Source organism: Arcicella sp. GW822-FHT02H01 (assembly GCF_058802005.1).
In genome coordinates, this window is record NZ_JBXANT010000001.1 from 2,596,893 (window position 1) to 2,611,233 (window position 14,341).

12 protein-coding genes are annotated in these 14,341 nt (G+C 35.3%); 7 read left to right on the forward strand and 5 right to left on the reverse strand.

Features of this window, described 5'->3' with window-relative positions:
- Window positions 1-7 precede the first annotated feature (7 nt).
- Together AC1RNE_RS11140 and AC1RNE_RS11145 are read right to left on the reverse strand one after the other, a co-directional pair.
- Window positions 8-1,291, reverse strand: coding sequence for a metallophosphoesterase (locus tag AC1RNE_RS11140; protein ID WP_492801041.1), 1,284 nt, complete (start codon window positions 1,289-1,291; stop codon window positions 8-10).
- 150 nt (window positions 1,292-1,441) lie between these two features.
- Window positions 1,442-2,311 (reverse strand): AraC family transcriptional regulator, encoded by an 870-nt coding sequence (locus tag AC1RNE_RS11145; RefSeq protein WP_492801042.1) that lies wholly within the window; start codon window positions 2,309-2,311, stop codon window positions 1,442-1,444.
- A 155-nt stretch (window positions 2,312-2,466) separates the two neighbouring features.
- Here AC1RNE_RS11145 and AC1RNE_RS11150 point away from each other — a divergent pair, with 155 nt between their 5' ends.
- Window positions 2,467-3,024: an RNA polymerase sigma factor gene (locus tag AC1RNE_RS11150; protein WP_309921773.1), complete on the forward strand. Its 558-nt coding sequence runs from the start codon at window positions 2,467-2,469 to the stop codon at window positions 3,022-3,024.
- 410 nt (window positions 3,025-3,434) lie between these two features.
- On the opposite strand, the gene AC1RNE_RS11155 is transcribed toward AC1RNE_RS11150, so the two are convergent.
- On the reverse strand, window positions 3,435-3,806 hold the full coding sequence (locus AC1RNE_RS11155; protein ID WP_492801043.1) for a hypothetical protein: 372 nt from the start codon (window positions 3,804-3,806) through the stop codon (window positions 3,435-3,437).
- 181 nt (window positions 3,807-3,987) lie between these two features.
- Between AC1RNE_RS11155 and AC1RNE_RS11160 the strand changes: the two genes are divergently transcribed.
- From AC1RNE_RS11160 to AC1RNE_RS11185, 6 genes are all read left to right on the forward strand, one after another.
- Window positions 3,988-5,193: an acetyl-CoA C-acetyltransferase gene (locus tag AC1RNE_RS11160; RefSeq protein ID WP_492801044.1), complete on the forward strand. Its 1,206-nt coding sequence runs from the start codon at window positions 3,988-3,990 to the stop codon at window positions 5,191-5,193.
- Between the two features lie 200 nt (window positions 5,194-5,393).
- Complete coding sequence (locus AC1RNE_RS11165) at window positions 5,394-7,541, forward strand: 3-hydroxyacyl-CoA dehydrogenase NAD-binding domain-containing protein (protein ID WP_492801045.1); 2,148 nt, start codon at window positions 5,394-5,396, stop codon at window positions 7,539-7,541.
- 75 nt (window positions 7,542-7,616) lie between these two features.
- A complete protein-coding gene (locus tag AC1RNE_RS11170; RefSeq protein WP_492801046.1) occupies window positions 7,617-8,525 on the forward strand; it encodes a TraB/GumN family protein in 909 nt (302 codons plus the stop codon).
- A gap of 108 nt (window positions 8,526-8,633) precedes the next feature.
- Window positions 8,634-9,248: a 2OG-Fe(II) oxygenase gene (locus tag AC1RNE_RS11175; RefSeq protein ID WP_492801047.1), complete on the forward strand. Its 615-nt coding sequence runs from the start codon at window positions 8,634-8,636 to the stop codon at window positions 9,246-9,248.
- A gap of 287 nt (window positions 9,249-9,535) precedes the next feature.
- Complete coding sequence (locus tag AC1RNE_RS11180; RefSeq protein WP_492801048.1) at window positions 9,536-10,879, forward strand: toll/interleukin-1 receptor domain-containing protein; 1,344 nt, start codon at window positions 9,536-9,538, stop codon at window positions 10,877-10,879.
- Window positions 10,876-12,651 (forward strand): nSTAND1 domain-containing NTPase, encoded by a 1,776-nt coding sequence (locus AC1RNE_RS11185; RefSeq protein ID WP_492801049.1) that lies wholly within the window; start codon window positions 10,876-10,878, stop codon window positions 12,649-12,651. The genes AC1RNE_RS11180 and AC1RNE_RS11185 overlap by 4 nt, the downstream gene beginning before the upstream one ends.
- Before the next feature lie 46 nt (window positions 12,652-12,697).
- Here AC1RNE_RS11185 and AC1RNE_RS11190 read toward each other — a convergent pair whose 3' ends face one another.
- Both AC1RNE_RS11190 and AC1RNE_RS11195 read right to left on the reverse strand, forming a co-directional pair.
- Window positions 12,698-13,162: a DUF4231 domain-containing protein gene (locus AC1RNE_RS11190; protein WP_492801050.1), complete on the reverse strand. Its 465-nt coding sequence runs from the start codon at window positions 13,160-13,162 to the stop codon at window positions 12,698-12,700.
- 221 nt (window positions 13,163-13,383) lie between these two features.
- A complete protein-coding gene (locus tag AC1RNE_RS11195; protein ID WP_492801051.1) occupies window positions 13,384-14,118 on the reverse strand; it encodes a tetratricopeptide repeat protein in 735 nt (244 codons plus the stop codon).
- Window positions 14,119-14,341: the final 223 nt, after the last annotated feature.

Below are 14,341 nucleotides of genomic sequence, written 5' to 3' on the forward strand. Positions count from 1 at the left end.
TATTATACTACGCTCTTTTTAGTTCAAATACCGTAATTTCTGGAGGCATCCCTACTCTACCCGGATAACCAATATAACCATATCCACGGTTTACATACAGTTGTTGGTCTCCTTCCTTATATAATCCTCCCCATTGTTTGTAAACATACTGTGCGGGCGTCCATGTTTGTCCTGCAACCGTAATCCCGAATTGTGTTCCGTGCGTATGTCCAGAGAACATCACATCAATATCTTGGTATTTTGTATTTACTTCTCTATCCCAGTGGGTTGGGTCGTGCGATAGTAATAATTTTACGGGTGCTTCTTCCGTACCTTTCACCGCTTTGGATAAATTGCCATAGGTATGAAAACGATTTTGTCCACTGATATTTTGCACGCCAATAATCGCTAATTTTTCTCCACCTTGTTCAATAAATCTATTTTCGTCCATCAGCAAATCGTAACCTAATACTTTATGTGCATGCATTAAATCTGTCAGGTTTTTTCGTTTCCCTGCTAAATCATTACCCCAGTTTACATAATCTGCATAATCATGATTTCCCAAAGTGCTATATACGCCTAAAGGTGCTTTTATTTTATTGAAAATGTCAATATACTCTTGCACTTCACTAGCAAGGTTGTTCACTAAGTCGCCTGTAAAGAAAACCACATCAGGTTTTTCTTTCATCAACATCTCAACCCCACCTTTTACAGCCACCCGATTAAAAAATGAACCTGAGTGTATATCTGAAATTTGGGCTATCGTCATACCATCAAACTCCTTTGGTAAGTTTTTCAAGGCTAGCTTTACTCTTCTTATTCTATAATCGTGAGCACCTGAGATAATTCCCCATGTTAATGCCAATGCAGGAACTGTGCCTGCAATAACAGCCGTCTTCATTAAAAACTCACTCCTAGTAATAGGTGTATTTAATGCAGAAGGAGTATCGGTTGTGGTAGTAGTAACAATAGTTTCTGAAGAACCTGTAAATTTAGCAATTACCCAACGGAATAATCTAATGATATCGTCAATTAACAAAAATAGTACTACAAAAATTTTAGAAATATAACTGATAAAAACACCTACCAAGATGATCGTTCTAAGGGTTTTACCCAACCATTCTGGTGGTGCGAAATTATATAACCATAGCCCAAATATAGAGATAGCAGTAAATGCCCAAAAAACATATTTAACAATGTTCTGTATATTAATAGAAGTATTTTGAACGGAAACTTTTACGGCTTGCCAAACGTACCAATCAATCAACAAGAGAATCATTGATAAAATTGGAATAATAATTAATTTATTCATTGAAGTAAGGGCTATTATATAACAATAACAGAAAGAGTATTAAATGATTGAGACAGAGTGATTTTCACCTTTAAACTAAACGATATTCGGTAAGTCTAGGTTCTGGACGGCATTATTTTTATGATAAACGGCAATTTTCTACCCTATTTTTTACTTTTTCCTATATAATCTTTGGTAAGCCTGTGGTTTCATTTGCATCAATGATTTGAACGAGCGATTGAAATGTGAAAGATTATTAAAGCCACTTTCAAAAGCCACTTGCGATATACTTAGTTTTTCGCCTGCCAATAATTTACAGGCGTGCCCTATTCTAAGTTCTTGTAAAAACTGAAAATATGTTTTGCGCGTATGGGTTTTAAAATATCGGCAAAATGAATTTACACTGATATTAGCTACCTCAGCTACTTCTTCTAAAGTAATTTCGCGGGCAAAGTTGTTCAATGAAAAAGAATAAATCATGTCTATTCTTCTTGTATTGTATTCATCTAAAGAAACATTAAATTCTGTTTTTGATAAATCAATCACATCTTCCGCACTCGCTATATAGCTTAGAATGCTTAATAACTGAATTACTTTATCTATGCCAGTGGTGTTTAACATTTCTTCCATCAAAATGCCTACTTTTTCACGTGCACCTCCGCCAATAAGTAATCCCTTTTTGGCCTTTTGAAATAATTCGTTTAATAATATCGATTCTGGTATTTTCATGAAGCCATCACCCCAAAAATTTGGGTTGAAGTGAATCACGATTGAACGAGACATTAAAGTAGAGTTTTGTTCAAAATAATGTGGGTCACTTCTAAAAAAGTGAGGTACATTAGGGCCAATGATAATCAAATCGTTTTCACGGAAACTTCTTACACCATTCCCTACTAAAAGCGTTCCAGTTCCTTCAAAAATATACACTATTTCAATTTCTGGGTGATAATGCCAATGATTATAAAAATAAGGAACAAAATCCTTGTTAACATTGAATGATTGCTCGGGCATTACCTGAACTTTTCTAAATAATGGCTTCATGCTATGTAAATTATTACCGAATCACGGTGTCGCTCAAAATTAATGCTAATATAGTATCAAAATGTACTAATAACGGAAAAGTTTATGTAAGAAAAAAACGTTCACTTTGTAATGAAGTTTTTTTATAATTTATTGTAATAAAAATAGATTTGAAGATGATTAAGCGTCCGCATTACGATAATTTCGAGCTTTGGCAAAGATTTAAGAAAGGAGATCAGCAGGCTTTTCACTTGATTTATAAATTAAATCATAAAATTTTAGTCAATTATGGTAGTAAAATAACACAAGACATAGAGCTTGTGAGAGACACCGTACAGGATTTATTCGTAAACTTATGGCTTAGAAAACATAATCTTGCTGATACTGACAATATTGAACCCTATTTAAAAACTTCGTTGCGTCATGATTTGGTCAGGAAAATTACTGAATCGAGAACTGGCGTTCCTTTTGATAATATTTCAGAGCTTGCCCATCAGTTGGAAAAGTATCATTTTTCGTATATTCATGAAAATGAAGAGCGAGAAGAAATGTTCATTAAACTTGAAAAAGCTTTGTTGTCGTTGCCAACCAGAGTATCGCAGGCTTTAAAGATGCGCTATTTTGATAAAATGGGCAATCAAGAAATTGCCACTAAAATGTCGATTAACTATCAGTCTGTTAATAACAATATTCACAGAGGCGTAGAAACATTAAGAATCGCGATGACTCAGTAATATACTACTTATCTATTTATTTTAAAGTATTCCTAAAAATAGTAGATAGATAAGTTATTTCAGAATATATCCTCCCTTTTCTATCTTATCTCTATTTTTAACGCTACAATTATACAATTAACATTTAGGTTGATTTTTCATCTCTATTATTTTTCAAACAACTCTAAAATACCTCACTAATTGAATATTCGTGCTTTTTATCTTCTTAACCTTTGATAATACGTGTATAGACACATATATTTGTGATGTAAATAACTAATCACAATTTACCCACTTAAATTTTATAGCGATATTTATACTAGCTTTTAGTATAAATTCAAGACTCCTGAATGATAATCTTTAATGTATTACAAACTAAAGTGGCGGCTTTAATTTGTAATCAAAGATAAAGATTAGTAACAGGAGTTTTTTTATTCCTTTGTTCCTAGCAATTCTTGCCCTTGCACAATTACTTTCACGCCTGATATCAATCCGCTCGTGCGAACAAATATAATTTGAGCGCCAAAGCTACCTTCTTCAAATTCATCATCTTTCTTTTTCATTAGCTTAGTCTCTGGATAATCTGCTGCTTGTCCATACAATTCGCCTGCTTTAAAGAACACTTTCATTTTTGGCACATAAGGATTATCAGCCATTTTATAGCTACCATAATAATCTTTGTATTCCAAAGAATCATTTTGAGCTACATTCGCACTGTTTGATGTGGTGGTTTCTTTTTGAAGGGCAAATGTTGAAATTGAGATAAAAGTTAAAAGAGCTGCGAAAACAATTGTTTTTTTCATGATTGAATAATTTTCTTGTTAAGTTAAAAATGAAGCAATTAGGTACTGATAATAAACATTTGTTAAGTTAATTGTTTTTTTAAATTTAATCTAAAAATTGTGCCAAATTTGGTATGCTAGCATAATGTTTTTATTAAATTCGTAATAATATTTAAAAGCAATCATTAAAACATCATCACAAATGAATGTAGCTTATATATATGATGCCGTTCGGACACCCCGTGGACGAGGGAAATCGGATGGTTCATTGCACGATATTCAACCTGTTCAGCTCGCTCAACAGGTATTGCAACAACTCCGTGAACGCAATCATTTAGATACTACATTGGTAGATGATGTCATTCTGGGTTGTGTAACACCTATTGGCGAACAAGGAGCAGACATTGCCCGAACAGCGGTATTGGCTGCTGGCTATGATCAACGGGTGGCAGGTGTACAAATTAATCGTTTTTGTTCTTCAGGGTTAGAAGCTGTTAACATGGCGGCGGCTTATGTTATGTCTGGTCAACAAGAGCTAATTATTGCAGGAGGAATTGAATCAATGTCACGTGTGGCAATGGGTTCTGATGGTGGGGCGATGATGATGAATCCTCAATTGATTGCCGACCATAAATTTGTTCCTCAAGGTATTTCAGCAGATTTAATTGCTACTAAATATGGCTATAGTCGCGAGGCACTAGATGCGTATGCGGTAGAATCGCAAAGACGTGCTGGTATTGCTCATCAAAATAACCGTTTTGCTAAATCGATGTTCGCTGTAAAAGATGATATCGGACAAGAAGTATTGACTTATGATGAAGGTATGCGACCACAAACTTCTTTAGCTTCACTCTCAACATTAAAACCCGCTTTTGAAATGATTGGTCAAATGGGCTTAGACCATCTGGCTTTGATGAAATATCCTGAACTCAATGAAATCAAACATTTGCACCATGCTGGCAATTCATCTCAGATTGTAGACGGCTCGGCAGGTATTCTGATTGGCAGTAAAGCAATGGGAGAAAAAATGGGCATTAAACCAAGGGCAAAAATTACAGCTTTTGGCGTTTGTGGTTCTGAACCAACCATTATGCTGACAGGCCCTATTCCTGCCACGCAAAAAGTATTAAAACGCAATGGCATGAATATCAGCGACATCGATTTATTTGAAGTCAACGAGGCTTTTGCTGCCATCCCGATGCTATACATGGATATACTAAACATAGACCCTTCCAAAGTAAATGTGAATGGTGGAGCCATCGCACTAGGTCATCCTCTGGGAGCAACAGGAGCTATTATCCTAATGACACTTTTGGATGAATTGGAACGAACAGACAAAAATGTAGGTCTGGCTAGTTTATGCATAGGTGGAGGAATGGGCATTGCAACTGTTATTGAGAGGACTTGAGGATTTGAAGACTAAAGAACTTTAGGACTTTTTATAGACTTTAAGACAACAGACTTTATGATTAGAGGATTTTAAGACTTCTCTACTCCTATAGTCTTTAAGTCCTAAAGTCCTTTAGTCTTCAAATCCTCAAGTCTTAAAATCAAAAATCCTGTAGTCCTAAAGTCTTCCAGTCCTAAAACCCTAAAGTCTCTGAAAAAATGATCTCATACAATATCTTACATAACGTTGCTATTTTAAGCATTAATGTTGCTAATCAGCCGATGAATGTGCTGAATGATGAATCAATTCCTGCCCTTTCAGAGGTACTAGACAAGGCTTATGCTGACTCATCCGTAAAAGGTATCATCATTACGTCAGAACGTCCAGAGTTTATTGCAGGGGCAGACTTGCGGATGATTCTTCATAATAATGGCAAAGCCCCTGCGGAATTACTAACGCTTTCATTATCCTTAAATGCTATTTTCAGGAAAATGGAAACCAATGGAAAGCCCATTGTAGCAGCCATTAATGGTACTGCTTTGGGAGGTGGTTATGAAGTCTGTTTAGCTTGTCATTATAGAGTAGCGCTTAATAATCCGAAAGCAGTAATTGGTTTGCCCGAAGTAACCATTGGTTTATTACCTGGTGGTGGCGGAACACAGCGTTTACCCAGAATGATAGGCATAGAAGCTGCCGCTCCACTTTTATTAGAAGGCAAAAAAGTATCGCCAAAAGATGCCCTTGCCTTAGGATTGGTTAACGAATTGGTAGATTCCTACGAAGAGATGATGGATAAAGCCTTTGCTTGGATTAATGCCAACCCTAATGCATTACAACCTTGGGATGAAATCAATCGAAAAACAGGGAAAATACAAGCCAGAGAAAACTATAAAATTCCGGGTGGAAATATATTGAGCCCTAAAGGCACCCAATTAATGATGGCTGGCACAGCCATGACGATGAACAAAACCAATGGGAATTATCCTTCGCCCATTGCGATAATGTCGTGCGTATATGAAGGGCTACTGGTAAATATTGACAAAGGACTTGTCATCGAGGCACGTCATTTTGTAAAAGTAGCCAACTCGTCGGTAGCAAAAAACCTGATTCGCACCATGTTTTTTGGGCTGAATGAAACAAACAAAGGCGTAAGTCGACCAAAGAAAACGGAAGTAAAAAGATTAGGCATTATAGGGGCAGGGATGATGGGGTCGGGCATTGCCTATGTGGCTGCTATGGCAGGGATTCAGGTAGTATTGAAAGACGTTTCATTGGAAGTAGCTGAAAAAGGCAAAAACTATACTAAAAACCTCCTTGAAAAGTCCATCATCAAGGGCAAAATGGATGCTATAAAAGCAACTAATATCCTGAGTCTAATAAAAATATCTGACAATTATGCTGACCTTTCAGGAGCAGATTTAATCATAGAAGCAGTTTTTGAAAACCCCGAGTTGAAGGCAGACGTTTCAAAAAAAGCAGAAGGTTTATTGAAGACCGAAGGCGGTGTTTTTGCTTCTAATACTTCCACACTCCCTATCTCTGATTTAGCCAAAACAGTGAATCGACCTGATAATTTTATTGGTATTCACTTTTTTTCGCCTGTTGATAAAATGCAATTGGTCGAAATCATCATGGGCAAAGAAACATCAGACTATGCATTGGCTGTAGCCATGGATTTTGTTAAGAAAATTCGTAAAACGCCTATTGTCGTAAATGATTCTCAAGGGTTTTATACTTCAAGGGTTTTCTTTACCTATACTTCCGAAGGCATAGAATTATTAAAAGATGGCGTGAATCCTGTCATTATCGAAAACATAGCCAAACAAATGGGCATGCCCGTTGGGCCATTGGCAGTATCTGACGAAGTGGCGTTGGATTTAGCCTACAAGATTTCTCAGGAAGCTGTAGCAAAAGGCATTTTGCAAGCAACCGATACTGCTTATTTAGTCAGTAAACAATTTACTGAAATGGGTCGTGTGGGTAAAAAAGCCAAAGCAGGATTTTATGAGTACCCTGAAAATGGCAAAAAATATCTTTGGGAAGGTTTGTCTGAACTTTTCCCTATCAAAGAAGAAGCAATTGATGTAGAAGAAATCAAGAAAAGGTTATTGTATCGTCAGGCATTAGAAACGGTAAAATGTGTGGAAGAAGGCGTTATCCGTAAGAAGCTAGATGCTGATATTGGCTCTATTTTCGCATGGGGGTTTCCTGCCTATTTGGGCGGCACATTATCATTTGTAGATACTGTAGGTATTAAAACCTTTGTTTCAGAAGCTGACCGTTTGGCAGATACCTATGGAGAACGATTCAGACCTACGGATAAACTTCGTAAAATGGCAGAAGATGGAATTGGGTTTTATGAATAGAGTTTTATGTAGTATTTTTGAAGGTAAGCCAACGATAGGTTTACCTTTTCTTTTTCTATAAATATAAAACACTAAATGATGCTCCTAATTTACAAACGCCTAACATTTATTCTTCTACTTTTTTATACAGCCAATTCTTATTCTCAATCAGTTCTATGGATAGTTGAAGACAATGGTTTAGAAAAGCCCTCCTATATTTTCGGTAGTGTACATGAAATGTGTAAACAGAATTTCAAATGGGACATAAAAATAGAAAGGGCTATCAAGATGACCCAAAGGGTTTACTTCGAGATTGACATTAATAATATTTTTGAATTTTTCAAACAAAAAAGAGTAGAGAAAATGCCTGAGGCTTATTCTCTTAAAGACTTTTATTCAGAAGAAGATTATGAACTAGTTGCCACCTATTTTAAAGAGAATTTCAACATTGATATTGAGAAAAAAGACAATATTTCTCCTTTGTTTTTGATGATGAATGCTGATTATAAAGGGCTCAAAAAAATCTGTAAAAAAAGGATGTCTTATGAATATGAAATCCTTCAATTTTGTAATAAAAAATATAATTTCCCAATTAATCCAGGCAAAGTAAATGGACTTGAAACAGCTTTTGAAAGAGAATATATACTCAAAAAAATAAGCTATCAAAGATTAGCAGACATTGTACTTCACATGATTCGTCAAGAGTCTTTCGAAGAAACATCAATGGCTCTATCCTATGCTCAAATGATTACATCATATTATAGAATGGATATTGACGAAATCAGAGAAACTTCTAATGAAGACCCAGAAACAAAAGAGTTGGATAATATAATCATTGATGCTAGAAATAGATTATGGCTTAAAAAAATGCCTACTATAATGGAAGACAAGCCTACTTTTTTTGTAGTGGGAGCTGCTCACCTTGGGGGAGAAAATGGATTAATTAATCTTTTAAAAGAACAAGGTTACACAGTAAGACCCCTGAAAATGAATTGGGCTAATTAATTATAAAAATAGTATTTTTATAATTATCATTTTACTTTTCCTACCTTTACACAAATCCCCAAATCCCTTGTAAGTCGGCAAGATTTACAAGGGATTTTTTATAGTGGGATGCTAACCCAAGAAGAAAAGTTTGAAGGCTTAATAGAAGGAATATTAGCCAATGGTTACGGTGTTTGCGATGATTTTTTAAGTCTGGAAGAGGTTAAGAGTCTATCAACAAGATTTGAGACTAGGTTTGATGCAGGTAATTTTAAAGAAGCAGGCATTGGCAAACAAAGTGAAGTGCATAAAGCCACAGCAATAAGAGGCGACAAAATACTTTGGTTAGAAAGTAATTCTGTTGACCTGTCAGAAAGAATACTCTTAGATAAAAATCAAGCTTTTATCGATTACCTCAACCAAACTTGTTATTTAGGCATTATTGACTCCGAAATCCATTTTGCCAAATATGACATCGGGAAATTCTATCGTCGACATCGAGATACCTTTCAAGCCCAGAAGGGAAGAATTTTATCAGTAATCTATTATTTAAATATCGATTGGCTTCCTGAAAATGGGGGAAATCTTTTGATTTATACCCAAGAAAATAATCAGGAAAAAATCATCAGTATTGCTCCATTAGCAGGCAGATTAGTCTGTTTTGAAAGCGAAAAACTAGACCATGAAGTTTGTGAAACTTTTAAAGAAAGATTGAGTATTACGGGGTGGTTGTTGAATTGCTAAAACAGATTAGACAACTTTTCCTTCCCAAGGCTGGTCTCCCGACCAGTCCTCTTTTTCTGTAATCTAAAGGACTCTTGTGGACTGGTTAGGAAACCAGCCACGGGGCTAAAACAGATTAGACAACTTTTAAAAAGTTGTCTAATCTTATACACCCTTTCTCATGGTAATCTAGCCAGCTTCTAAATAGCCTACCGCTTACTAAGAATCAATTGTTTTTTTTTGATGTAGCTACGAGTTTTGGTATATTTCTATCAAATTTATTATCAGATGCTTAACTCGTATATTTTATGAATGATTCGCTCGTTTTCGAAGACTGGGACTTGATTATTGAAGACATTCAAACTCAGAAATGTATTGTTATCGTCGGTCCAGACATCATTGAATATACGGGGTATCCAAGTTTCTTTGAAGCTGTTTCTAATGAATTAATTGATAATAAATACATTAGTCAATCTTTCGTGGAAGAACAGCTTTTTCAGATAAAAATCACAAATCCTGTAAGAGCCAAAGCCGAAAAAAATGATGGTATTCGCCATATTGCAAAAGCTATGCAAAGAGTTATTGAAACGAATCAATCAAAACTTGATGCTATTGCTCTTTTACTTAAAAAATTGCCTTCTCAGTTAATTCTTTCTTTGATTCCAGAAGAGGCTACTTTCTCTAGAATTTTACAAACTCCTGTTCGCTATTATCATAAAAATAAAACTTCTGAAAAAGAAGTTCTTCCTCCGCTAAGTCCTGATTCGCCAACGGTATATAATATCTTAGGGTCATTAAGCCAGTCAGAATCCTTGGTTTTTACTTACGACGATTTGTTCGAATATATTTTCAGTATTCTAGGAGACAATCGTTTACCACAAGAATTACAAATTGCGCTGAAAAGTGCTGAACGTTTTATTTTTCTAGGGGTTAATTTCAACAAGTGGTATATGCATTTGTTATTAAAGCTATTGGCTTCTGATAAAAACGTGTTAGCGATAGATGCCCATATCCCTGAGGCATCACGTACATTTATTATGAATAGACTATCATTGGAAATGATGGATTATACTCCTGCTGATTTCTTAGATAAGCTAATTTGTAGTTATTACGATACAACAAAAGGGAAGGAAGGCGATACCCCAATTAATGTGGGGAAACCTATCAATAACATACCCACACAGATACAAAAACCCAAAACCAGTCCTGTAAAGATTTTTCTCTCTTATGCACACGTCGATGAAGAGTTTAAAAAGGAATTGCTCATCACTTTATCCCCTTTAATTAATCAATCGAAAGAAATAGAAATTTGGGAAGACCGACAAATTGTGGCTGGTCAAGAATGGGGTAAATCTATCTCTTCAGAGCTAGAGACCTCAGAATTAATGATTTGTCTGGTTAGTCGTAATTTCCTGAATTCTAAGTATTGTATCGAGCAAGAAGTGGCTAATGCTATCAATCAACAAAAACACGTTTTACCTGTCTTATTAAAATCTTGTGCTTGGAAAGACTTCCCTTTTCTGTCTTCACGACAAGTAATTCCCCGAGATAATAATTCCATTATTAGCTTCAAAGACCAAGATGAGGCCTACCAAAGTATTTATGAAGAAGTAAAACGTTTAGTTACATTGATTAAATCTGAAAGAGCATGACAGTCAGTAAAAATCGTTATCCCGGTCCTAAGCCCTTTAGAACAGACGAAAAAGATATTTTCTTTGGAAGAGATACAGACATTGCAGAATTCTATAAGTATATTTTTTTACACCAAAGCGTAGTGCTATTTGGCAAAAGTGGGTATGGCAAAAGCTCATTAATCAATGCAGGAATCATTCCTTTGTTGGCTGAAAAAAATAAGCAAGTACACTATTTTGAAGTAAAATTTGGCCCTTATGTTTCAGGCTCGGATAGGTCGACACCCATCGAAAGGGTAAATGCTATTATCAAAGAAAAATCGACAGAACGTTCTTCTTTAATTTTAGAGAAATACTTCCAAGCAGATAATTCATTTTGGCATACCCTTAAAAACTATCAGATAAGTCATGAAGCCAACGAAATTATCTTTTTTTTCGACCAGTTTGAAGAGCTTTTTACGTATCCTCAAGAACTAATTTTTGAGTTTAAAGAACAACTAGCAGATGTTTTGTACACCACTGTGCCTGCTTTTTTCAGAAATCAAGAAGATTTGCTTGACGAAGAAGGTATCTCAGAGGAATTTAGGCTCAATTTCTACCAAAAACCAGAGATTAAAGTGGTTTTTGCTATTCGTTCTGACAGACTAGCTCAGTTAGAAGAACTCAAAGATTTTCATCCTGCTATCTTAAAAGACTGTTATGAGCTGAAAGGCTTGGATGAAGAAGGAGCTTTGGCGGCAGTGTTGAAACCTGCTACCCTACCCGACGAACCTTTAGGGACATTTAAAACACCAACTTTTGAAATTAAGCAAGAATTAGCCGAACAATTGGTGAATGAACTAAAGGATAAAAATGGACGTATCGAAACCTCTACACTCCAGATTATCTGTTGGCAAGTAGAAGATAAATTTGTACCCGCTTGGATACAAGGCGAAGAGAAATTTGTATTGACTTTTGAACAAATTGATATTGACCAAGACGGGCAAATAAAAGGCGATATCGAAACGGTTTTTGATAATTATTATAAAGATACTATCGAGACTAAAATCGATGCGCAATTTCGTGAAGCTACGTATAGGCTTGTAGAGGAGGTATTGGTGCAAAATGGACAAAGGATTCCTTTTGAACATCATTATTTAATGTATGTAGTGCTGGTGGAGCAACTCGGTATTCCCAACCGACAAGTTGCACAACAAATTTTGGATGTCTTACGAGAAGCGTCTTTATTGAAAGTAGAACAAGATTCACAAAGACGTTTGATGTATGAATTAGGGCATGATACCTTAGTTGACCCTATCAGTAAAGCCGCTAAACTCCGAGAGGAAAGAGACGAACAAATAAGGATATGGCAAGATGCTGAAGATGCTAGAGAATTGGCAGAGAAAGAAAAAACTAAAGAGCAAACAGCACAACTCTTAGTATTAAAAAGACGTGCCGAAGTACGTTCATTTATAGCTACAATTGGTTTTATCATCGCTTTTGTAGTAGCCATTTATGCTTATTATCTAAAAAGAGAAGCCGACGATTTAACCTATCAACTGCAAGCTGCCTATAACACCACCGAACAAGCCAAAACAAAGGTACAAAGCCAGCTAGATACTGCTTTGACTACTATTGCCCATGATGTTATTGATAAAGGCTTGAAAAAGCCAGTATCAGTAAATGAAAATACCAAATCAGTATCAAAGAAATCAAGTTATGATTCTGCTACTGCCATTTTGGCTAAAATTAAAAATACCACTTTGCGCAAACAAGTAAAGCAGAAACTTCAAAAACCAATAATGCCGAGATGAAAGCATATTACGAAAATGGCCCTAAGATTCATAATAAATCATAATATTAGTTTTTGTGTTCTTTTTCTTCTGGATTAGCCTGATGTGTATTATGCTGCTGTTGATGGTTATTTAAGTTAAACCATTCTGCATTTTCTGTAGACATAATCGCTTCAATATTTACCACGAATTGCTGGAAAGTAGCATTCTCCTGATAAGGTCCTGCTTTGGTTAAATACAAGATTTTTTCTCTTTTTAGTACTTCTCGTATTTTACGATAATTCACCCAGCTTTCATGATAATTAAAGAGGGCATCTAGACCACTCAGAATGGCTATTACGACACCTATCAATCCTATGATTGTTGGAAAAGAAGGTACATTACTATAGTTAGTAGCCAATGGCAAACAGGCAGATAGAATAATCACTAATACCTTAATTTTGATATAGTTATCCTTGTTTTTTCTACTTTTTTGGGCAAAAAAATTCATTTGGTCATCCAACCTTTGTTCGATGTATTCTTGTTCTGTCATAGTTATTTATTGTTTGGAGATATTAAACTTAATTTAAAAATAACTTTATGAAAGAACAAATTTCAAATAACATTTAAGCCTTAAATAGAAAAAAAACTCATGGCATGACTGAGGAATTTTATTGAAAATCTAAGAAAATAGTAGTCATGCCATGAGTAAATAGACAACAAAAAAGCCTCTTCCTTTTACAAAGAAGAGGCTTTTAAAATATTGTTTAATGCCTATTTAAAAACGCCCATGGGGTCTTCTTTTTTGGCAAGTAGTTCTTGTAAGAAATTCATATCTAAAAAGGTTATGTCGAGTGTTCTACATTTATGGAAATACTCCCATGCCTTTTCGTAATGTTCTAATTGAAACTCTGCAATGGCATATTTAAGCCAACCGTTGGCATTGGTTGAATCTATCTTTAAAGATTTATCCAATAATAGCAATGCATCGTCAATGTCATTACATTTCTTCTGGTCTTTAAAACAAGCTAGTTGCACAGTAGCTACATCAATCATCAATGTCGGATTATCAGGAGCCAACACTAACCCTTTGCGTAGTAATTTAGCAGACTCTTCGTAGTTCTTTTTTTGATAACTTACAGAACCTAAACCCCAGTAAGCCTCTACATTGTCAGGGTCAAGTAAAAAACTAAGATTGAAGCGATAAGTAGCGGTATCCAACAAACCTTCGCTCAGGTATTCCCAACCTCTCTCTGCAAAAAACTTGCTAGCCTCAGCACGATTTTTAAAGTTTTGTTCGCACTGAGTAAAGAAATCTTTTGATTTCAGTATTTGTTCATCTACAATCTTTTTACTACCAAAAAGAGGGATATACTTAACGTCTTGGCTATCAACGGCAAGTTCTTTCTTGGTGGCTTCTTTAGTACTCGCCAAAGGAATTGGTTGCACTTGCCCTACTATTGACTGTATGCTCGATGAAAAAATAAATAAATATATTAATTGCTTCATAATGGTGGTAACAATACGAATGTTATAACGATGCTTAAGAATAATTATTGCTCTGTGAAAATCTTCTTTAAAAAATCAAGCTATCTAAACTTTCTTTGAGGTATTTTTTAAGTCATGGATTATAAATATCACAAATTTATACATAGTTTCAACCGAATTGAGATTTTTTTTGTTCAATAGAATATAAAAATAGCACTATTGTACAACAAAAAGGGCTGATTCG

Coding starts and splice junctions, on each gene's coding strand:
- AC1RNE_RS11145 (WP_492801042.1), bottom strand. CDS start 2,311: ATGAAGCCATTATTTAGAAAAGTTCAGGTAATGCCCGAGCAATCATTC.
- AC1RNE_RS11190 (WP_492801050.1), bottom strand. CDS start 13,162: ATGACAGAACAAGAATACATCGAACAAAGGTTGGATGACCAAATGAAT.
- AC1RNE_RS11195 (WP_492801051.1), bottom strand. CDS start 14,118: ATGAAGCAATTAATATATTTATTTATTTTTTCATCGAGCATACAGTCA.
- AC1RNE_RS11155 (WP_492801043.1), bottom strand. CDS start 3,806: ATGAAAAAAACAATTGTTTTCGCAGCTCTTTTAACTTTTATCTCAATT.
- AC1RNE_RS11140 (WP_492801041.1), bottom strand. CDS start 1,291: ATGAATAAATTAATTATTATTCCAATTTTATCAATGATTCTCTTGTTG.
- AC1RNE_RS11170 (WP_492801046.1), top strand. CDS start 7,617: ATGATGCTCCTAATTTACAAACGCCTAACATTTATTCTTCTACTTTTT.
- AC1RNE_RS11175 (WP_492801047.1), top strand. CDS start 8,634: ATGCTAACCCAAGAAGAAAAGTTTGAAGGCTTAATAGAAGGAATATTA.
- AC1RNE_RS11185 (WP_492801049.1), top strand. CDS start 10,876: ATGACAGTCAGTAAAAATCGTTATCCCGGTCCTAAGCCCTTTAGAACA.
- AC1RNE_RS11150 (WP_309921773.1), top strand. CDS start 2,467: ATGATTAAGCGTCCGCATTACGATAATTTCGAGCTTTGGCAAAGATTT.
- AC1RNE_RS11165 (WP_492801045.1), top strand. CDS start 5,394: ATGATCTCATACAATATCTTACATAACGTTGCTATTTTAAGCATTAAT.
- AC1RNE_RS11180 (WP_492801048.1), top strand. CDS start 9,536: ATGAATGATTCGCTCGTTTTCGAAGACTGGGACTTGATTATTGAAGAC.
- AC1RNE_RS11160 (WP_492801044.1), top strand. CDS start 3,988: ATGAATGTAGCTTATATATATGATGCCGTTCGGACACCCCGTGGACGA.